The 20,148-nt window shown below is 42.8% G+C and carries 19 protein-coding genes and 1 pseudogene; all 20 read left to right on the top strand.

Features of this window, described 5'->3' with window-relative positions:
• Nucleotides 1-152: phosphomannomutase (locus ABIE10_RS23460; protein ID WP_429157315.1), on the top strand; the 152-nt coding region annotated here is incomplete at its 5' end.
• 54 nt (nucleotides 153-206) lie between these two features.
• Nucleotides 207-1,601: an undecaprenyl-phosphate glucose phosphotransferase gene (gene wcaJ / locus ABIE10_RS23455; protein WP_016156914.1), complete on the top strand. Its 1,395-nt coding sequence runs from the start codon at nucleotides 207-209 to the stop codon at nucleotides 1,599-1,601.
• A 1-nt stretch (nucleotide 1,602) separates the two neighbouring features.
• Nucleotides 1,603-3,081, top strand: a complete 1,479-nt coding sequence (gene wzxC, locus ABIE10_RS23450) for a colanic acid undecaprenyl disphosphate flippase WzxC (RefSeq protein ID WP_429157313.1) — start codon at nucleotides 1,603-1,605, stop codon at nucleotides 3,079-3,081.
• A gap of 23 nt (nucleotides 3,082-3,104) precedes the next feature.
• The gene (gene wcaK / locus ABIE10_RS23445; protein WP_429157311.1) at nucleotides 3,105-4,385 is read left to right on the top strand and encodes a colanic acid biosynthesis pyruvyl transferase WcaK; all 1,281 of its coding nucleotides are present in this window, start codon (nucleotides 3,105-3,107) and stop codon (nucleotides 4,383-4,385) included.
• Nucleotides 4,382-5,602 carry a colanic acid biosynthesis glycosyltransferase WcaL gene (gene wcaL / locus ABIE10_RS23440; protein ID WP_181221557.1) on the top strand — a complete coding sequence of 407 codons (1,221 nt, stop codon included), beginning with the start codon at nucleotides 4,382-4,384 and terminating at the stop codon, nucleotides 5,600-5,602. The genes wcaK and wcaL overlap by 4 nt, the downstream gene beginning before the upstream one ends.
• Nucleotides 5,603-5,613: 11 nt before the next feature.
• Nucleotides 5,614-7,008 carry a colanic acid biosynthesis protein WcaM gene (gene wcaM / locus ABIE10_RS23435; protein ID WP_429157309.1) on the top strand — a complete coding sequence of 465 codons (1,395 nt, stop codon included), beginning with the start codon at nucleotides 5,614-5,616 and terminating at the stop codon, nucleotides 7,006-7,008.
• A 165-nt stretch (nucleotides 7,009-7,173) separates the two neighbouring features.
• On the top strand, nucleotides 7,174-8,067 hold the full coding sequence (galF, locus tag ABIE10_RS23430; RefSeq protein ID WP_235117500.1) for a GalU regulator GalF: 894 nt from the start codon (nucleotides 7,174-7,176) through the stop codon (nucleotides 8,065-8,067).
• A gap of 367 nt (nucleotides 8,068-8,434) precedes the next feature.
• Nucleotides 8,435-9,724 (top strand): flippase, encoded by a 1,290-nt coding sequence (locus tag ABIE10_RS23425; protein ID WP_259687027.1) that lies wholly within the window; start codon nucleotides 8,435-8,437, stop codon nucleotides 9,722-9,724.
• Between the two features lie 16 nt (nucleotides 9,725-9,740).
• Complete coding sequence (locus ABIE10_RS23420) at nucleotides 9,741-10,652, top strand: hypothetical protein (protein ID WP_259687026.1); 912 nt, start codon at nucleotides 9,741-9,743, stop codon at nucleotides 10,650-10,652.
• Between the two features lies 1 nt (nucleotide 10,653).
• Nucleotides 10,654-11,334: a CatB-related O-acetyltransferase gene (locus ABIE10_RS23415; RefSeq protein ID WP_279264006.1), complete on the top strand. Its 681-nt coding sequence runs from the start codon at nucleotides 10,654-10,656 to the stop codon at nucleotides 11,332-11,334.
• Nucleotides 11,335-12,495 carry a hypothetical protein gene (locus ABIE10_RS23410; protein WP_259687025.1) on the top strand — a complete coding sequence of 387 codons (1,161 nt, stop codon included), beginning with the start codon at nucleotides 11,335-11,337 and terminating at the stop codon, nucleotides 12,493-12,495.
• Nucleotides 12,479-13,621 carry a glycosyltransferase gene (locus tag ABIE10_RS23405; protein WP_429157306.1) on the top strand — a complete coding sequence of 381 codons (1,143 nt, stop codon included), beginning with the start codon at nucleotides 12,479-12,481 and terminating at the stop codon, nucleotides 13,619-13,621. Before ABIE10_RS23410 ends, ABIE10_RS23405 begins: the two co-directional genes overlap by 17 nt.
• Nucleotides 13,622-13,625: 4 nt before the next feature.
• Complete coding sequence (locus tag ABIE10_RS23400; protein ID WP_235117495.1) at nucleotides 13,626-14,285, top strand: HAD family hydrolase; 660 nt, start codon at nucleotides 13,626-13,628, stop codon at nucleotides 14,283-14,285.
• The gene (locus ABIE10_RS23395; protein ID WP_235117494.1) at nucleotides 14,285-15,082 is read left to right on the top strand and encodes a hypothetical protein; all 798 of its coding nucleotides are present in this window, start codon (nucleotides 14,285-14,287) and stop codon (nucleotides 15,080-15,082) included. The genes ABIE10_RS23400 and ABIE10_RS23395 overlap by 1 nt, the downstream gene beginning before the upstream one ends.
• An 11-nt stretch (nucleotides 15,083-15,093) precedes the next feature.
• Entirely contained in the window at nucleotides 15,094-15,894 is an 801-nt protein-coding gene (locus tag ABIE10_RS23390) for an alpha-1,2-fucosyltransferase (protein ID WP_429157303.1), read from the top strand.
• Nucleotides 15,895-15,916: 22 nt separating this feature from the next.
• Nucleotides 15,917-17,032 carry a GDP-mannose 4,6-dehydratase gene (gene gmd, locus ABIE10_RS23385; RefSeq protein WP_042307503.1) on the top strand — a complete coding sequence of 372 codons (1,116 nt, stop codon included), beginning with the start codon at nucleotides 15,917-15,919 and terminating at the stop codon, nucleotides 17,030-17,032.
• A 3-nt stretch (nucleotides 17,033-17,035) separates the two neighbouring features.
• Nucleotides 17,036-18,001, top strand: coding sequence for a GDP-L-fucose synthase (gene fcl, locus ABIE10_RS23380; protein WP_429157300.1), 966 nt, complete (start codon nucleotides 17,036-17,038; stop codon nucleotides 17,999-18,001).
• 2 nt (nucleotides 18,002-18,003) lie between these two features.
• Entirely contained in the window at nucleotides 18,004-18,504 is a 501-nt protein-coding gene (locus tag ABIE10_RS23375) for a GDP-mannose mannosyl hydrolase (protein WP_235117491.1), read from the top strand.
• Nucleotides 18,497-19,945 carry a mannose-1-phosphate guanylyltransferase/mannose-6-phosphate isomerase gene (locus ABIE10_RS23370; protein ID WP_235117490.1) on the top strand — a complete coding sequence of 483 codons (1,449 nt, stop codon included), beginning with the start codon at nucleotides 18,497-18,499 and terminating at the stop codon, nucleotides 19,943-19,945. The genes ABIE10_RS23375 and ABIE10_RS23370 overlap by 8 nt, the downstream gene beginning before the upstream one ends.
• A 3-nt stretch (nucleotides 19,946-19,948) precedes the next feature.
• Nucleotides 19,949-20,148 (top strand): annotated as a pseudogene (locus ABIE10_RS23365) (phosphomannomutase CpsG); the annotation flags it as partial.

The raw sequence follows: 20,148 nt of genomic DNA, 5'->3' as shown, positions 1-20,148 counted from the left end.
CGGACGGTATCAGCATGGCGTTTGTCGACTGGCGCTTTAATTTACGCTCTTCCAATACCGAACCGGTGGTGCGCCTGAACGTGGAATCGCGCGGAAATATTCCGTTGATGGAAGCGCGAACGCGCACTCTTCTGGCGTTACTGAATCAGTAATGCCGGTGCTTCCTTTGCCCGCTTATGGGCAAAGGGTGACTAACAGGAACCACGATGACACATCTAAAAAAGCGCGAACGCGCCAAAACCAATGCGTCGTTAATTTCGATGGTGCAACGCTTTTCAGATATCACCATCATGTTTGGCGGGTTGTGGGTGATCTGCGAATTAAGCGGTTTGCCTTTCCTGTATATGCACCTGCTGGTGGCGCTGATCACGCTGGTCGTTTTTCAGATGCTCGGTGGCATAACGGATTTTTATCGCTCCTGGCGCGGCGTCAAAATTTCCACTGAGCTGGTGCTGTTACTACAAAACTGGACGCTGAGCCTGATTTTTAGCGCAGGTCTGATCGCCTTTAATAACGATTTCGATAACCGTCTCGCCGTCTGGCTGGCATGGTATCTCCTATCAAGCGTCGGCCTGGTGTTGAGTCGTTCGTTTATTCGCTACGGTGCGGGGTGGCTGCGTAATCGTGGTTACAACACCCGCCGGGTGGCGGTGGCTGGCGACCTGCCCGCCGGACAAATGCTGCTGGACAGTTTTCGCCATGAACCGTGGCTGGGATTTGAAGTGGCGGGGGTCTATCACGACCCAATCCCTGGAAAAAACTCCCGCGACTGGGCCGGTAATCTGCAACAACTGGTGGACGACGCCAAAGCTTCACGCATTCATAACGTTTATATCGCCATGTCGATGAGCGATGGCGCCAGCGTAAAAAAACTGGTGCGTGAGTTGGCCGACACTACCTGCTCGGTGATCCTCATTCCTGATGTCTTTACCTTCAATATTCTGCATTCACGGATTGAAGAGATGAACGGCGTTCCGGTAGTGCCGCTGTATGACACGCCGCTCTCGGGGATTAATCGTCTGTTAAAGCGCGCGGAAGATATCGTGCTGGCTTCACTGATCCTGCTACTTATTTCCCCGGTGCTGTGTGGTATTGCGCTGCTGGTAAAACTGACCTCCAAAGGTCCGGTGATTTTCCGCCAGACCCGCTATGGCATGGACGGGAAGCCGATCAAAGTCTGGAAGTTTCGCTCGATGAAAGTGATGGAGAACGACGCGGTGGTAACGCAGGCGACGCAAAACGATCCGCGCGTTACCCCTGTGGGAAATTTCCTGCGCCGGACGTCGCTCGATGAACTGCCGCAGTTTATTAACGTCCTGACCGGGGGGATGTCTATCGTCGGGCCACGTCCGCATGCGGTGGCGCATAACGAGCAGTACCGCCAACTGATCGAGGGGTACATGTTACGCCATAAGGTAAAACCGGGCATTACCGGCTGGGCGCAAATCAACGGCTGGCGCGGTGAAACCGATACGCTGGAAAAAATGGAAAAACGTGTGGAGTTTGACCTCGAATACATTCGCGAGTGGAGCGTGTGGTTCGATATCAAAATTGTTTTTCTGACGGTATTCAAAGGCTTTGTGAACAAAGCGGCGTATTAACATGAGCTTACGAGAAAAAACGCTTAATGGCGCAAAGTGGTCGGCGATTGCTACGGTGATCATTATTGGTCTGGGACTTATCCAGATGACCGTCCTGGCGCGGATTATTGATAACCACCAGTTTGGGTTGTTAACCGTGTCGCTGGTGATCATTGCGCTGGCCGATACGCTGTCGGATTTCGGTATTGCCAACTCAATTATTCAGCGCAAAGACATCGGTTATCTTGAGCTGACTACGCTGTACTGGCTCAACGTTGGGCTGGGTATGGTGGTATGTGTGGTGATGTTTCTGCTTAGCGGGACGATTGCCAGCGTGCTCAATAATCCCGAACTGGCGCCACTCATCAAAACCTTATCGCTGGCGTTTGTGGTGATACCGCACGGGCAGCAGTTTCGCGCGCTGATGCAAAAAGAGCTGGCCTTCAACAAAATTGGCATGATTGAAACCAGTTCAGTGTTGGCCGGTTTTACCTTTACCGTGGTCAGCGTCCATTTCTGGCCGCTCGCGCTGACGGCCATTCTCGGGTATCTGGTGAACTGTACGCTACGAACGCTGCTGTTCGGCTATTTTGGTCGCCGGATTTACCGTCCGGGGCTGCATTTTTCGCTGGCATCCGTTTCGTCGAACCTGCGTTTTGGTGCGTGGCTGACGGCAGACAGCATTATCAATTACCTCAATACCAACCTTTCCACGCTGGTTTTAGCCAGAACGTTGGGCGCTGGCGTGGCGGGCGGATTCAATCTCGCCTGGAACGTGGCGGTTGTTCCCCCGATCAAACTGAACCCGATTATTACCCGTGTCCTGTTTCCGGCGTTTGCCAAAATTCAGGACGACAGTGAAAAGCTACGGGTGAATTTTTACAAGCTGCTGTCGGTGGTCGGGATCATCAACTTCCCGGTACTCCTGGGATTGATGGTGGTGTCGAACAATGTGGTGCCGCTGGTATTTGGCGAGAAGTGGAACGGTATTATTCCCGTTTTGCAACTGCTGTGCATTGTTGGACTGCTGCGCTCTGTGGGGAATCCGATCGGTTCACTGCTGATGGCGAAAGCACGGGTCGACATCAGCTTCAAATTCAATGTGTTCAAAACCTTTCTGTTTATTCCCGCCATTTTCATCGGTGGTCATCAGGCCGGGGCGATTGGCGTGACGCTGGGCTTTTTGCTGGTCCAGGTGATTAACACGATCCTCAGTTACTTCGTGATGATCAAACCTGTTCTTGGCTCCAGCTACCGCCAGTACATGCTCAGTCTGTGGCTGCCGTTATATCTCTCTTTACCTACCCTTGTGGTGAGCTATGCGCTGGACGTAATGCTGCGCAGCCAACTGTCGCCAGACGCGTTGCTGGGGATCCAGGTAGCGGCAGGAGCACTGGCGTTCGCGGTGATGATTGTGGTGTCGCGCCATCCGTTAGTGGTGGAAATAAAACGCCAGCTCTGCCGCAGTGAAAAAATGAAAACCTTGCTTCGTGCAGGATAAGAACAACGCTTTAAGAGGTCATAATGAAACTATTAATTTTAGGCAACCATACCTGTGGGAACCGTGGGGATAGCGCGATTCTGCGCGGTTTGCTGGATGCCATTAACGCGTTGCGTCCTGAGACTGAAGTGGATGTTATGAGCCGTTATCCGGTGAGTTCTTCGTGGTTGCTGAACCGCCCGGTGATGGGCGATCCGCTGTATTCGCAGATGAAGCAACACAATAATGCTGCGGGCGTTATGGGACGCGTGAAGAAAGTGTTGCGTCGTCGCTATCAGCATCAGGTGCTGCTCTCGCGTGTCACCGATTCCGGTAATCTGCGCAATATCGCTATCGCCCAGGGGTTTACCGATTTTGTTCGTCTGCTGTCGCGCTACGACGCCATTATCCAGGTCGGCGGATCGTTTTTTGTCGATTTGTATGGCGTACCGCAGTTTGAACATGCCCTGTGTACGTTTATGGCGAAAAAACCGCTGTACATGATTGGCCACAGCGTGGGGCCATTCCAGGATGAACAGTTTAATCAACTGGCGAACTACGTTTTTGGACACTGTAATGCGTTGATTTTGCGTGAATCCGTCAGTCTGGATCTGATGAAGCACAGTGCAATAAACACGGATAAAGTCGAAACCGGGGTAGATACCGCCTGGCTGGTAAATAACCATGATGAGGATTATAAGCCTGGTTATGCCGTACAGCACTGGTTACACATGGCGGCAAAACAGAAGACCGTTGCCATTACTCTGCGTGAGCTGACTCCTTTTGATAAGCGTCTGGGGACAACGCAGCAGGCCTATGAGCAAGCTTTTGCCGGGGTAGTGAACCGCATCCTTGATGAAGGTTACCAGGTGATAGCGCTGTCAACCTGTACCGGTATTGATAGTTACAACAAAGATGACCGCATGGTGGCGTTGAACCTGCGCCAGTATATTAACGACCCGGGCCGTTATCACGTGGTGATGGATGAACTCAACGACCTGGAGATGGGGAAAATTTTGGCTGCATGCGATCTGACGGTGGGGACTCGTTTACACTCGGCCATCATCTCGATGAATTTTATGACGCCAGCCATCGCCATTAATTATGAGCATAAATCGGCAGGGATCATGCAACAACTGGGGTTAGCAGAGATGGCCGTCGATATTCGCCATCTGCTCGATGGCAGCCTGGAAGGGAAGGTCGCCGATGCTCTCGGACAGCTACCTGAGCTGAACATACGTCTCGGCGACGCGGTTAGGCGTGAGCGTGAACGTGGGGTGAACATGGTGCAATCGGTTTTAACGCGTATTGAGGGGGAAAAATGAAGGTTGGCTTTTTCCTGCTTAAATTTCCGCTCTCCTCCGAGACCTTTGTACTCAATCAGATTACCGCATTTATCGACATGGGCTACGACGTGGAAATTGTCGCGTTGCACAAGGGCGATCTTGAAAATACCCATGCTTCATTTAATACCTACCGTCTGGGTGAAAAAACGCGCTGGTTACTGAATGAGCCGAACAGCAAACTGGCGAAGCTTAAGTATAGGGCAGTGGCGGCCCTGCGCGGTATTACCCGCTCAGCCACCTGGAAAGCGCTGAATGTTTCACGCTATGGCGATGAGGCGCGCAATCTGATTTTGGCGGCCATTTGTGGCGCGAACCCGCGGGCGTTTGAAGCGGATGTGTTTATCGCTCATTTTGGACCCGCAGGTGTAACGGCCGCCAAGCTGCGTGAGCTAGGGATGATCCGCGGCAAAATCGCCACGGTATTTCACGGCATTGATGTTTCGCATCGGGATGTGCTTGCCCACTACACCCCTGAATATCAGCAACTGTTTGAACGTGGGGATTTGATGTTACCCATCAGCAACCTCTGGGCCGGACGTTTAAAAAATATGGGGTGCCCGCCGCAGAAAATCGCGGTCTCGCGCATGGGAATCGATATGACGCGCTTTACGCCCCGCCAGTTGAAATCGCCAGCCGCACCGCTGGAGATTATCTCTGTCGCCCGGTTAACTGAGAAAAAAGGACTGCACGTCGCCATCGAAGCCTGTCGTCAGTTGAAAGAGCAGGGCGTTGCATTCCGTTATCGCATCCTTGGCATTGGCCCCTGGGAGCGTCGTCTGCGTACGCTAATTGAGCAATATCAACTTGATGATGTGATTGAGATGCCTGGCTTTAAACCCAGCCATCAGGTGAAGGAAATGCTTGAGCAGGCGGATGTCTTTTTGCTGCCGTCGATCACCGGAAGGGATGGCGATATGGAGGGGATCCCGGTGGCGCTGATGGAGGCGATGGCGGTGGGCATCCCGGTGATTTCCACCGTCCATAGTGGGATCCCTGAACTGGTCGAGTCGGGCAAGTCTGGCTGGCTGGCACCGGAAAACGATGCGCAGGCGCTGGCAGAGCGATTAGCGGCATTTAGCCTGCTCGACAGTGAGCAGGTGCAGCCGATTGTGCAGTGCGCGCGAGAAAAAATTGCAGCTGAATTTAATCAGTTAGCGATCAATAAACAGTTAGCCAGTCTGCTGCAAACGATGTAAATCGAGGTTGTATGTCAGAGAAAAAACTCTCACGCCGTACTTTTCTGGCGGCAGGCTCTGCGCTTGTCGTGCTGCATTCTCCCGTTGTTCGGGCGCTAGAATCACCGGGCAGCGTCAACATTCAGGATTACAACCCACAGGATTGGGTGGCTTCTTTCAGGCAGGCGTTCAAAGAAGGACAAACGGTCGTCGTACCAACAGGCCTGGAATGTAAGGATATCAATACCGCCATCGTTATCCCGCCAGGCAAAACGCTATTCCTGCAAGGGCGAATAAGTGGCAATGGCCGTGGGCGCTTTGTTCTGCAGGATGGATGCAAGGTGATGGGCGAGCAGGGCGGGAGCCTGAGGAACGTTACCCTCGATGTGCGGGGGTCGGACTGTGTGATAAAAGGGATTGCCATGAGCGGTTTCGGTCCGGTGACGCAAATCTATATCGGCGGTAAAACCTCGAGGCTGATGCGTAATCTGACGATCGATGATATTACCGTCACGCGCGCTAACTATGGCATTTTGCGTCAGGGTTTTCATAATCGAATGGACGGCGTAAAGATCACGAACAGCCGTTTTAGCGATTTACAGGGTGATGCTATCGAGTGGAATGTGGCGATAAACGACAGCAACATTCTGATTTCTGACCATGTCATTGAACGTATCAACTGTACCAACGGCAACGTGAACTGGGGCATCGGCATCGGTCTGGCGGGGAGTACCTATGACAATACCTATCCCGATGAACTGGCGGTAAAAAACTTTGTGGTAGCGAACATCACCGGTAGCGACTGCCGACAGTTAGTCCATGTGGAGAACGGCAAACACTTTATTATTCGTAATATTACCGCGCGAAATATCACCCCGGATTTCAGTAAGAAAGCGGGCATTGATAATGCGACGGTCGCTATTTACGGATGTGATAATTTCGTAATTGATAATATCAATATGGAGAATAGCGCAGGTATGCTCATTGGTTACGGCGTAATCAAAGGGCGTTATTTATCCATTCCACAAAACTTTAAGTTAAATAATATTCATCTGGATAATACGAAACGTGAATACAAATTGCGCGGTATTCAGATCTCCTCTGGTAATGCGACTTCATTTGTGGCGATCACCAACGTGGAGATGAAGCATGCCACGCTTGAGTTGCATAACCAACCACAGCACCTTTTTTTACGTAACATCAGGGTTATGCAGCAATCCGCGACGGGACCTGCACTCAAGATGCACTTCGATCTCCGTCAGGATGTGCGGGGCAAGTTTATGGCTAAACAGGACACATTACTCTCGCTGGCGAATGTCCATGCGGTAAACGAAACCGGGCAAAGCTCAGTTGACATCGACCGGGTAAACCATCAGGTGGTGAATGTCGAAGCGGTGAATTTTCGACTCCCGGGACGGGAGCTGTAACTTTGCGACCATTCCTGGCTAAAGTGACACCTCCATGGGATTAAGATTACTGCATTGCGAAGTTAAGCGGCGTAACATACGCTGCATCGGAGTAATGTAATTCATACTGGCTAAAACAAGCTAAAAAGCTATAATTCAGCAACAATTGAATAGGTGAATGACTTAATGATTAATTTGAAAGCAGTTATTCCGGTAGCAGGTCTGGGGATGCACATGTTGCCTGCCACGAAGGCAATCCCTAAAGAGATGCTACCGATCGTAGACAAGCCGATGATTCAATACATTGTCGACGAAATTGTAGCTGCAGGTATCAAAGAAATCGTGCTGGTGACTCATGCGTCTAAGAACGCGGTTGAGAACCACTTCGACACCTCTTACGAACTCGAATCGTTGCTTGAGCAGCGTGTTAAGCGCCAGCTATTAGCCGAGGTGCAGTCTATCTGTCCTCCAGGCGTGACTATTATGAACGTTCGTCAGGCTCAGTTACTGGGCCTGGGCCATTCAATTCTTTGTGCTCGCCCAATTGTTGGGGATAACCCTTTTGTCGTCGTATTACCTGACGTCATTCTTGATACAGCGAGCGCGGATCCGCTGCGCTACAACCTGGCTGCCATGGTTGCTCGTTTTAATGAAACCGGGCGTAGTCAGGTGCTGGCTAAGCGTATGGAAGGCGATCTGTCTGAGTACTCTGTTATTCAGACCAAAGAGCCTTTAAATAACGAAGGTAACATTAGCCGGATCGTCGAGTTCATTGAAAAACCGGATCAGCCGCAAACGCTGGATTCCGATCTGATGGCTGTAGGACGCTACGTGCTTTCTGCTGATATCTGGGCTGAATTAGAGCATACACAACCTGGCGCCTGGGGACGTATTCAGTTGACGGATGCTATTGCTGAGCTGGCGAAAAAACAGTCTGTTGATGCCATGCTGATGACAGGCGATAGCTACGACTGCGGTAAAAAAATGGGTTATATGCAGGCATTCGTTAAGTACGGACTGCGTAACCTGAAGGAAGGGCCGAAGTTCCGTAAGAGCATAGAGAAGCTACTGAGCGAGTAGATTTACAGAGCTTTGTGACGGTACGCCAGAAAAATAGCGGCAGCTAACATCCCTGTATCTGTGCTTTATGCTGTGGGGTGTTGCTGTCGTTTTTTCATGAAAAACACCCAATAACAAAGAGTTAACCTACTAAGTTTAATCCAGGATTGGGCTGATTTTTTCTTGTTTCGGGTAGCATTTGGTAAGACAATTAGGCATAAAAATTTCAGAGCTTTGCGAGGGTGATCGAACCTCTGGAATTTAAGCAGTGCACTGGTAGCTGTTGAGCCAGGGGCGGTAGCATGTCTATTCGAATCAGAAAACTTATAAATCTATAAATATTGAGTAGGTTTATTACTTGGATTGCAAAATTTCGCAGGTGTTTTCAATGCTGTCTAAACTTACCAAAAAAATAAATATTAATTTTGAAATTAAGAAAATAATTTCAAATGCAGGTTGGCTTTTATTTGATAAATTCGTCCGATTAATGTTTGGACTGCTTGTAGGGGTATGGGTAGCTCGTTATTTGGGTCCAGAAACATATGGTCAGCTAGCATATGTAATAACGCTCATTAGTTTTTTTCAAGTAATCGCTTTACTTGGAATGGATACGATTTTAGTACGCGATATTGCTCATAATATAGATAAGGCACATCAAGATTTAGGAACCGCGCTCATTTTGCGTTTCTGTGTTGGTTTTTTATGTTTAATAGTGGCTGTGAGTGGGGTGGCTTTTTTTAATGGCGCCCATTTTGCATTACTAACATTATTGGCTGGCGGTGGATTAGTATTTCAATGCGTTGATACAATTGATATTTGGTTTCAAAGTCAAAGTCAGAGTAAAAGAACTGTTATAGCAAAATTATGCGCATACACTATTACAAATATAATGAGAATTGTTCTAATATTGTGTCACAGTCCACTATGGACTTTCGCGTTACTACTTAGCATGGATGCATTACTATCTGCGTTAGCACTGACCTTTGCGTATAGAAAATTTAGAACTAAGCATAAGTGGTCTGCAACTATAGAAAAAAGCAAATTACTACTTAGTGAATCTTGGCCTTATTTAGTTAGTGGTCTATCGATCATATTATATATGAGAATAGATCAGGTCATGATAAAAAATTTATTAGGTGAGGCATCTTTAGGTATTTATGCGGCAGCATTACAATTTTCGACATTATGGAATTTTGTTCCGGTAACATTATCAGTGAGTTTGGCTCCATATATTGCCAGAAAGAAGAGAGAGGGGGAATATGAATATTATAAAGCTATCGGTAATGTTTTCCTGATGTTTTCCGCCATTGGCTGGGGAATAACTTTAATAATTTCAGTAATGTCACCATTTATTATAGAAATTATGCTAGGAACAAATTATACCAACGGAATTGGAGTGCTTGCTATCCATGTAGTGACCAACTTATTCATATGCTTAGGGGTAGCTCAAAGCTTATGGATTGTTAATGAAAGGAAAGGTACATTTACTCTATATAAGTCGCTTACAGGCCTTGTTGTTTGTGGAATAGCAAACTTTACTTTAATTCCATACTATGGAATTAAAGGTGCCGCGATATCTGCAGTAATGTCTCAGTTTTCAGCATCTATATTATTTAATCTGTTTTTTGCTAAAAGAATTTTCTTGATGCAACTCAAAAGTTTATTTTTTTTAAGATAATAAACAGGAACAAAAAGTGAAAAAATATTCTCCTGTAATCGCTTTTGTCTATTCACGACCTGAGCATACAAAAAAAATGTTGTCGGCATTAAGCAATAATAGTCTCGCAGAATATACTGATCTTATTATCTATTCAGATGGTGCAAAAGCCCCCAAAGATGATGCTGGAGTCCAGGCTGTTAGAGAATATATTGATACTATCACAGGATTCAATAGTGTAACTATAGTTAAGCAAGATAAAAACATTGGACTTGCTCAAAGCATAATTCAGGGCGTAACGGAAACAATAAATAAATATGGACGTGTTATTGTTCTTGAGGATGATATAGAGACATCGCCTTATTTCTTGAAATATATGAATGACGCACTAGATATGTACGCGGAAGTAAAAGACGTAGGCTCTGTTTCTGGTAGCAGCTATCCTGTCAAGATGGTCAATAACAATGAATCAACTTACCTACTAAGAATTCCTCTGTGCTGGGGATGGGCTACATGGGCAGATCGATGGCACAGCTTTAAGAAAGACATTAATGCAGTTAAATCAACTGATAAGGAAATCATAAATTACATAAATTTTGATGGGGCATTTGACTTTTTTGAACAAGCTACACTTAATGCTGATGGTAAACTTAATACATGGTTTATCTTCTGGTATATAACTCTAGCATCAAATAAGTGGTTAGCTCTTTTTCCAACAACGGTAATGGCGAAGAATATAGGTCATGATGGTTCGGGGGAAAACTGTAACGGTGATGATATTTATAAAAATACTGCTATTGCTAACAATCCACTAGAGTTGATCCGAAAGGATGCTCTAATTGAAAGTAAAGATTATTACTTGGCACATATAGACTATTTCAAAAGAAACAAAAAAAGCCTGCTAGCCAAAATTATTTCTTATATAAAAAGAAAAATAAAAGGGGCCTGAAATGGGATTTTTGAATAGATTTAAATCATACCTGATAAAGAGAGACATAAATAAAAATGGTATGGGGGTCTATATAGATCTGCTATCTTATACTGATGAGCATTCTACATTTGAAGGTTATAATAGAATAACTGGAAAATCCTCAATTTATAACTCACATATTGGGAAATACTCTTATGCCGTTGGGGCCAGTATAGGAAATGCCACGGTAGGAAGATTTTGTAGTATTGCTATGGGTTCAAAAATTGGAGGGCTTGGTGCTCACCCCACGTCTTTGATATCAACACATCCAATTTTTTATTCTACAAGAAAACAATGTGGTGCCTCGTTTACAAGCGAAGATAAATTTGTAGAAGAAAAAACAACAATATTAGGTAATGATGTATGGGTTGGCGCAAATGCCATCATTATGGATGGTGTTAAAATAGGTGATGGCGCAATCATAGCCGCAGGTGCTGTTGTAACAAAAGATGTGTTGCCTTATGCGATTGTTGCTGGTGTTCCTGCTGTTGTTAAACGATTACGCTGTTCAACACAGCATGTGGATGTGTTAAAGGATATAGAATGGTGGAATTGGCCTGAAACTGTTTTAAAAGATCATTCATATATATTCCAGGGGAAGATTGAAGATAATATAATTGAATTAATTAGAGTAAGTGAAAAACTAAAGGAACATAATTGAATGCGTTTTAAAAGTAATGATGTATATAAAAGCATGCTTTTATTAAGTTTTTTCTTCTCTGGTTTTAGCTTATATTCTGTATTTATACCTTTACTAATTTTGTCATTATTCCTATCAGGCTATAAAAATAAATCATTATACTTAGGAAGTGTTGCAACAAGTTTTAATATATTATTCATTGTTTTATTTGTGTTGTGTGTGTTTTTTATTGGATTCTCAAAGTTATATCTTGACTCACCCATAAAGTATGCAATGTATATTATCTTTATGATTGTGTGTTTAACGTTGTTATTAGTAAATAATATTGAGAATGCTAAGGGAATGTTGCTTTTTTTCATTCTCGGTATATTTATGAGGGCGGAGTTTGTTGTTATTTATAGTTTTCTTGAACCTTCCGGAGTTTATGGATACGGTAAATTGCTGGATCCATTTAGTCATGAGGAAATTAACTCACCCGGAATAAGTAACTCACTAGCTATTGTGTTTATGTATTTGGTGGTTGCGTTTAAAGCTAACACGTTTAACAAAAGGATTTTTCTGACATTATTATATCCTCTTCTTTTATTATCATCGATATTTCTTGGAGGACGTACATTTTTTATTATTGCAATTATTAGTTTGCTTTATCAATACAACAGAAATATAAATCTGAAAGCAACTATTTGGCTTTGTTTAATAAGTGTTGGTGCCTTAATTACGTTTTCTCTAATATTTAAAGACTTACCAGTTTTTGACAAATATTTCAATTTGGTGTTTGAACGATTTGGAAGTGAAGGGCTGAAATCAGCTAGATTTGAACTTATACAAGATGGAATTACAAAATTTCTGATGCAACCTATGGGCGGTTTTACACCGTACGCAAGTGAGTATTCTGGAAACTGGTATCATAATATTTATTTAGATAGCGCTAGAGTCGCCGGATTTATACCTTTAATTATGTTTCTTTTTTCTAACTTCATTCTCTTATTTAGTTATTTAAAATACAAAAAACAAAATAGGAAAGTTAAAAATCCGTATTTCTTTTTGTCGATTTTAACACTAATAGTGATGTGCCAGGATGTGGTTCTTGAGGGTAATATGATGTTACTGATCTGTTATGCTCTATTTACGACTATGCATATTCAGACAGGGAGGCATAATAAAAGTGGAAGTATATTATAGAGTAAATGATTATTATCCGTTGGGTATTGAAGGGAGTTCCGCTGCGAGTTCAGTGCGGCATAGAGTAGATAGAGTTTGCCGTTGTCTTCCACATGGAAGTGAACTTAAGATATATTCAATTGTTAAATCTGGAAATGTGCCAATCGTAAAACGGGAAAAACATAATATCTCAAATACGCAACAGTGTATAACGTATTGCGTTGCCTCTAATTTTCTAGGTGCGATATTAAAAGGGCTTATTTCGATTTTTTTAATGATCTATCTAATATTTAAACTAATGGGTAGAGGGAAATATCTCCTAATATACAATTTGTTACCTGCCAATATTCTTTTTTATATATTACCTTCATGTATTTTTCCTTGGGTATTGAAGAAAACAATATTTCAGGTTGAGGAGATATACAGTGTCTATGATTTTTCATTGTTTAAGCTATTTTTGACGCAGTTTTCGGAAAATTTTGTTTTCAAAAAAGGACTCAATTTCATTGTCGTTAATGAAAATGTCAGAAATCTCATTAAGAGAAAAGATGCAAATTCAATAGTTGACTATGGTTATAATTCTAGAAGTGGTGATGAAATTAAATCTGACTCAAAATCAGGACATATTATTTATACTGGAAGGTTAGATTTCGTTGGTGGTATAGAAGTGCTGTTACAGGCCCTGATTGATTTACCTGCGGATATAAAAAATAAATTAGTAATTACTGGCAATGGTGGCTTAAAAGAACATGTAGTTAATTGTACAAATGAGTTAGGGATTTCTTATAGAGGATTTCTTAATGAATCAGATTATCAATTATTATTGACAGATGCGAAAATAAGCATTAACCCACTTAGGTCACAATGTAAATTCTCTTTTTATTCATTTCCATCAAAAGTACTCCAGTACCTGGAATATGGATGTGTTGTTATTTCGAGTGGTATTTCTCAACCTGAATTGGAAAAATATTTCGCGGATGAATTATTCACATATGAAAATGATGATCCTGCAAAACTCAACTCTCTAATTAGAGAAGCAAATCTGCTGAATTTTGATAAAGTGACAATTATAAATAAATATAATGTATTCATGGAGATGAAGGAAAATAAACTAAGGTCCTTTTTCTCGAAAGTTTTAGGAGGGTGATATTTTGAAATTGGCTGTTTTTGATATATGCGGTACGTTATACTATGATAACACTACATATTCATTTTTGCGTTGGCTTTCTAAAAAAAACATAATAAAGTATAATAAAAATATAATGAATGCCCCATATATATTACGTGCGCTCAATGTAATATATTCATCCTTCAGCGGGAAGGATATTTATAGAATTTTACAGGTAAAACAATTATCTGATTTTTCACTCGAGGACATCAATAAATGGGCAAGCGAATTCGTTGATGAACTAGAAGAGAGTCGTATATATAGCACTAATATTTTAATGGGGGAATATAAAAAACAAGGGTATAAAATAGTTATAGCAAGTGCCACTATCGAACCTGTAGCAAGGGCAATAGCTCATAAATTAGGTGTTGAGTATTATTCTTCAAAAATTGGTTTTTTAAATAATAAGTGCACAGGGGAAATTAAGAAGGACCTGTTATTATTAAAGAAAGACACTTTATTGCCTTTATTAAAAACGGCAGAAACTACAATAGTCGTTACTGATAACTATACAGATATAGAATTAGTTTTAGTGAGCGATCACTCTCATATTATTGTACACAATGATAGAGATATAGAGAAATGGAATAGATGTCTTAAAGCAAATGCTCGCAAAGTTGATTTTATTAAGAAGGATGCTTAATGAATAAATATATTATATATTTCCCATTCGGATATACTTTCTTATCTCGCATTAAAACTATTTCTAAGTTTATTAGTTTTTTACTCACAATACCATTACCTTGTTTTTTGTTCTTTTATTTTGGATTGTTAGATGTTGAGGAAAGAACCTTATATTTAGGGATTGTTTTTATTTTTGTGTACTCCATTTTGTATATTTTTTATGAGAATGGATATATAGAAAATGATATTAAAACAGTAAAAAAGGAAATAAACCCAACATTAAGAATTGTCGGTGAATTGTATAATTATATAGACGGTAATTATAACAAAATTATCATCATCAGAATTTTGTTCTATGCATTATCACTTTACCTTTTGTCTTTTTTTACTATTGACGATGTCATCGTAAAAGTTGTTTTTTATTCTATTGCAACAAGTGTGGTTTATTTCTTTCATAACAAAACGCGAAATGCGATGAAAGTATTTACTTTCTTATTGTTATCCTCATCACGATTTATTTTTCCACTGATGATCTTTTCATCTTATATAGTTCCAGAAAAGATTGGATTTACATTGTTATCACTTTTTATATATACAATTCCAGCATTTTTTATATATTCAGCCAAGACATTTACAGTAATGCAATTCGTGATTGGGCAAGAAAATAAGTACAAAGTAATATATTACGCAGTTGCATGTATTATTATTTTGATGCTGTATTTTTTTGTGTTAAGGTTTGATGTTTTATTATTGACGAGTGCTATTCTGTTTTACATGTTATTACTTGTTTCTTTAAAAAAGATATTAAATAAATAAATGGAGTGTCAATGTCTAAAGTATGTTGCAGATTAGCGGGTGGGCTAGGCAATCAGATCTTTCAATACGGCGCTTCACTTCTTATTAGAAAAAAAAGTACGGTTCCATTGATTGCTCTCGACGATTCTGATTTGAAAAAATACAAAGCAGTAAGAAAAAATGAACTGCCAACTTATTTTAAATTGACTGGTTCAACCATAAAGAATCATAGTATACTCAAGTTGCGTTTACCCCGAATGAAAGCAATTACAAAATACAGCGATAGATTTGTCGGTGACTATAATTTTAATCGGGTGGCCAATAAAAAAATTCCCGCACAAAACTATTACTTAGATGGTTATTTTCAAAGTTGTCTTGACCAAAATCTTTTCGATGAAATGATTGAAGTTCTGAAAAAAGACTATCGGTACACCGAGCTTGAAATTAAAAAAAATATTTGTGCAGTTCATATACGTGGTGGTGATTTTTTAACTGATAAATACAGTGGGATTGCTGATGTAAATTATTATCTTGATCAGTTGGCTAAAGTCAAAGAGTTGAATGTCGCAGAGCGATTTGTTATCGTAACAGACGATAAAAAATATGCCTCTGAAATAGCGAATAAAATGGCTATAAGATATTCATTTTCCGAAGGCAATATGCTAGATGACTTTCTATTGCTAGCGCAATCTCAAACTAAGATATTATCTAATAGTACGTTTTCTATTTGGGCATCAGCTTTAGGCTATCAACCTGGGTGCATCGTTTTTGCCCCCAAGAAGTTAACAGTTCAGGACTCTAGAAATTTCGTTCTTCCTGGTGAGTTAAGTTAATAATATAAGGAGTTATTTAAAAATGAAAGTTGCTTTAATTACTGGCGTGACTGGGCAGGATGGTTCATATTTGGCGGAACTTTTGCTGGAAAAAGGTTATGAAGTTCATGGCATTAAGCGTCGTGCATCTTCATTTAATACTGAACGCGTGGATCACATTTATCAAGATCCACATTCTAGCAACCCGAAATTTCATCTGCACTACGGTGATTTGACAGATTCTTCTAACCTGACTCGTATTCTGAAGGAAGTTCAGCCGGATGAAGTCTATAACCTTGGAGCAATGAGCCACGTAGCAGTTTCCTTTGAGTCCCCGGAATACACTGCTGATGTAGATGCTATGGGTACATTGCGTCTATTGGAAGCCATTCGTTTCCTTGGTCTGGAAAAGAAAACCCGTTTCTATCAAGCATCCACTTCTGAACTTTACGGGCTGGTGCAAGAAATTCCGCAAAAAGAGACCACCCCGTTCTACCCGCGCTCTCCGTATGCTGTTGCTAAACTGTACGCCTACTGGATTACAGTGAATTACCGCGAATCATATGGTATTTATGCCTGTAACGGTATTTTATTCAACCACGAGTCGCCGCGTCGTGGCGAAACCTTTGTGACCCGCAAAATTACCCGTGCTATTGCTAACATCGCACAAGGTCTAGAGTCCTGCTTGTATCTTGGCAACATGGATTCTCTGCGCGACTGGGGACATGCGAAGGACTACGTAAAGATGCAGTGGATGATGCTGCAACAGGATGAACCGGAAGACTTTGTTATTGCTACTGGTGTGCAGTACTCCGTACGTCAGTTTGTTGAAATGGCCGCTGCCCAGTTGGGAATCGAACTACGTTTTGAAGGTAAAGGTGTCGAGGAGAAGGGGATCGTGGTTTCAGTTACCGGCGATGATGCTCCCGGCGTGAAGGTGGGAGATGTAATTATTGCTGTAGATCCGCGCTATTTCCGTCCTGCAGAAGTAGAAACTCTGCTGGGTGATCCGAGCAAAGCACACGAAAAACTAGGTTGGAAACCGGAAATCACACTTTCGGAGATGGTATCTGAAATGGTTGCGAAAGATCTGGAGGCTGCGAAGAAACACTCTCTGTTAAAGTCTCACGGATTTAATGTCAGTTTATCTCAGGAATAATCGATGAACAGACAACGTATTTTTATTGCTGGTCATCGAGGAATGGTGGGTTCCGCGATTGTTCGCCAGTTAGAACAACGCGGTGATGTGGATCTGGTGCTGCGTAGCCGAGATGAACTGAATTTGCTCGACAGTAAGGCTGTTTTAGACTTTTTTGCCGCCGAGCGTATAGATCAGGTCTATCTGGCGGCGGCTAAGGTGGGAGGCATTGTTGCCAACAGCACTTACCCAGCCGATTTCATTTTCGAAAATATGATGATAGAGAGCAACATTATTCATGCGGCGCATCTGCACGACGTGAACAAATTGTTATTTCTCGGCTCTTCCTGTATTTACCCTAAGATGGCGAAACAGCCAATGGCGGAGAGTGAACTGCTGCAGGGCTCGCTCGAACCAACTAATGAACCATATGCTATTGCTAAGATCGCCGGAATAAAGCTGTGTGAGTCCTATAACCGCCAATACGGTCGTGATTATCGCTCGGTGATGCCGACAAACCTATACGGGCCTCACGACAACTTCCACCCGAGTAATTCGCATGTTATCCCGGCGCTGTTGCGTCGTTTTCATGAAGCGACGATGCAAAATACATCTGAGGTGATTGTGTGGGGAAGTGGCACGCCAATGCGAGAGTTTTTGCATGTTGATGATATGGCGGCAGCCAGTATCCACGTTATGGAGTTGGATGGCGAAGTTTGGCAGGAAAACACCCAGCCAATGCTCTCTCACATTAACGTTGGTACAGGTGTGGACTGTACCATCCGTGAGCTAGCTCAAACTATCGCACGAGTGGTGGGCTACAGAGGGCAGGTGGTATTTGATGCGAGCAAACCAGACGGCACTCCGCGCAAATTACTTGACGTCTCGAGACTAAAAAAATTGGGCTGGCAGTTCGGTATTTCACTCGAAGATGGCCTGGCCAGCACATATCATTGGTTCCTTGATAATCAACATCGATTCCGGGGGTAAGTATGTTTTTATCTCAGGACGATTTTGTCACTGTTGTGCGTTCTACTCCGCTTGTCTCCATCGATTTGATTGTGGAAAACACGCAAGGCGAATTTCTTTTAGGTAAACGGCTGAACCGTCCCGCGCAAGGCTATTGGTTTGTGCCAGGTGGCCGAGTACAGAAAGATGAGCCATTGAGTGCGGCCTTTGAACGGCTAACTGAAGGCGAGTTGGGGTTGCGATTACCGTTGTCCGCTGGCGAGTTTTATGGCGTCTGGCAACACTTCTATAACGACAATTTCGCCAATGAGGCGTTCTCGACCCATTACGTGGTGCTCGGTTTTCGTCTGCGAGTACAGGAAAAAGACCTGTGTTTGCCCGACGCGCAGCACGAAGCATACCGCTGGCTGGCGCCTGCGGTATTATTGGGTAGCGAAAACGTTCATGAAAATAGTCGTGCCTATTTTCAGAATGATGCCAATTATGTTATTGGCTTAGAAACGAAGGATGTCAAATATGTCTGATGTACCGTTAATCGCTGTCGTAATGGCTGGTGGTACGGGGAGTCGTCTTTGGCCTCTATCTAGGGAGCTTTACCCGAAACAATTTTTACAACTTTCGGGTGAACACTCTCTGTTACAGACAACCTTGCTTCGGCTGTCGAATCTTTCATGTGAAACGCCATTAGTCATCACGAATGAACAGCATCGCTTTATTGTTGCAGAGCAGCTAAGACAGATAGATCAGTTACGCGATAATATTATTCTGGAACCGTGTGGACGCAATACTGCACCAGCAATTGCGCTTTCAGCTTTTTCTGCGCTGAAGCGTAATGAGCAAGAGGATCCATTACTATTGGTACTTGCTGCTGACCACATTATCAGTAAAGAAAAAATCTTTTGTGATGCAATTCAGAAAGCAATACCAATTGCGGAAAATGGAAGTATCGTGACCTTCGGTATTGTGCCGGAATATGCTGAAACTGGTTATGGCTATATAGAAAGAGAAACTGATGCACTATCTCTTTCCAATGTTGCTGAAGGTGAGTTTTATCGTGTTAAGAATTTTGTTGAAAAACCTGATCGCCTAACCGCTGAAAAATATATTTCATCTGGAAATTTTTTTTGGAATAGCGGTATGTTTATGTTTAAAGCAACGGCTTATTTAGAAGAGTTAAAGAAGTATAGGCCAGATATCTACAGTATCTGTGAGCAGGTAGTCTCTTCCTCTTATCGTGATCTTGATTTTATACGTTTACCAGAAGAAATCTTCAAGGATTGCCCTGCCGAATCTATTGATTTTGCCGTTATGGAAAAAACGGATCGTTGTGTTGTTTGTCCTGTTGATATCGGTTGGAGTGATGTTGGCTCATGGCAATCATTATGGGATATTAGTGAAAAAACACATACTGGCGATGTTTGCAAAGGAGATGTCCTGACATATAACACCAAGAATAATTATATTTATTCAGAGTCCGCACTGGTTGCTGCTGTTGGTGTTGAGGATGTCGTTATAGTTCAGACGAAAGATGCAATACTTGTTTCTAAGAAATCTGACGTTCAGGATGTCAAAAAGATTGTTGAAATGCTCAAGTCACAAGAACGGTCAGAGTACATCGCACATCGTGAAGTATTTCGTCCCTGGGGTAAATTTGATGCGATTGATCAAGGCGAGCGATATAAAGTTAAGAAAATCATAGTGAAACCGGGTGAAGGGCTTTCTTTACGTATGCATCATCATCGGTCTGAACATTGGATTGTGCTTTCTGGTACGGCGAAAGTTACTCTCAATGATAAAACGATGTTGGTTACTGCAAATGAATCGATTTATATTCCTCTTGGGGCCACGTATAGTCTTGAGAATCCAGGGATTATCCCCCTTAATCTCATTGAAGTTAGTTCAGGAGATTATTTGGGAGAGGATGACATCGTTCGACAAAAAGAACGTTATAGAAAAGATGATTAGGGTATGAAAAAATTAACCTGTTTCAAAGCCTACGATATTCGCGGCAGGCTGGGCGAAGAGCTGAATGAAGAGATTGCGTGGCGCATTGGCCGCGCTTACGGCGAGTTACTGAAGCCTAAATCTATTGTTCTGGGCGGCGATGTGCGTCTGACCAGCGAGACGCTAAAGCTGGCGCTGGCGAAAGGGCTGCAGGATGCGGGGGT

It is taken from the genome of Citrobacter sp. 506 (genome assembly GCF_050434985.1).
Lineage (GTDB): Bacteria > Pseudomonadota > Gammaproteobacteria > Enterobacterales > Enterobacteriaceae > Citrobacter > Citrobacter braakii.
Note: the sequence above shows the minus strand (reverse complement) of the source record. Positions and strands in the feature narration are given on the sequence as shown.

Excerpts from the sequence above, each read along its gene's own strand:
- wcaJ (WP_016156914.1), top strand. The coding sequence starts at position 207 with ATGACACATCTAAAAAAGCGCGAACGCGCCAAAACCAATGCGTCGTTA.
- wzxC (WP_429157313.1), top strand. The coding sequence starts at position 1,603 with ATGAGCTTACGAGAAAAAACGCTTAATGGCGCAAAGTGGTCGGCGATT.
- ABIE10_RS23395 (WP_235117494.1), top strand. The coding sequence starts at position 14,285 with ATGAATAAATATATTATATATTTCCCATTCGGATATACTTTCTTATCT.
- ABIE10_RS23370 (WP_235117490.1), top strand. The coding sequence starts at position 18,497 with ATGTCTGATGTACCGTTAATCGCTGTCGTAATGGCTGGTGGTACGGGG.
- wcaK (WP_429157311.1), top strand. The coding sequence starts at position 3,105 with ATGAAACTATTAATTTTAGGCAACCATACCTGTGGGAACCGTGGGGAT.
- ABIE10_RS23410 (WP_259687025.1), top strand. The coding sequence starts at position 11,335 with ATGCGTTTTAAAAGTAATGATGTATATAAAAGCATGCTTTTATTAAGT.
- gmd (WP_042307503.1), top strand. The coding sequence starts at position 15,917 with ATGAAAGTTGCTTTAATTACTGGCGTGACTGGGCAGGATGGTTCATAT.
- wcaM (WP_429157309.1), top strand. The coding sequence starts at position 5,614 with ATGTCAGAGAAAAAACTCTCACGCCGTACTTTTCTGGCGGCAGGCTCT.
- galF (WP_235117500.1), top strand. The coding sequence starts at position 7,174 with ATGATTAATTTGAAAGCAGTTATTCCGGTAGCAGGTCTGGGGATGCAC.
- ABIE10_RS23375 (WP_235117491.1), top strand. The coding sequence starts at position 18,004 with ATGTTTTTATCTCAGGACGATTTTGTCACTGTTGTGCGTTCTACTCCG.
- fcl (WP_429157300.1), top strand. The coding sequence starts at position 17,036 with ATGAACAGACAACGTATTTTTATTGCTGGTCATCGAGGAATGGTGGGT.
- ABIE10_RS23415 (WP_279264006.1), top strand. The coding sequence starts at position 10,654 with ATGGGATTTTTGAATAGATTTAAATCATACCTGATAAAGAGAGACATA.
- ABIE10_RS23390 (WP_429157303.1), top strand. The coding sequence starts at position 15,094 with ATGTCTAAAGTATGTTGCAGATTAGCGGGTGGGCTAGGCAATCAGATC.
- ABIE10_RS23425 (WP_259687027.1), top strand. The coding sequence starts at position 8,435 with ATGCTGTCTAAACTTACCAAAAAAATAAATATTAATTTTGAAATTAAG.
- wcaL (WP_181221557.1), top strand. The coding sequence starts at position 4,382 with ATGAAGGTTGGCTTTTTCCTGCTTAAATTTCCGCTCTCCTCCGAGACC.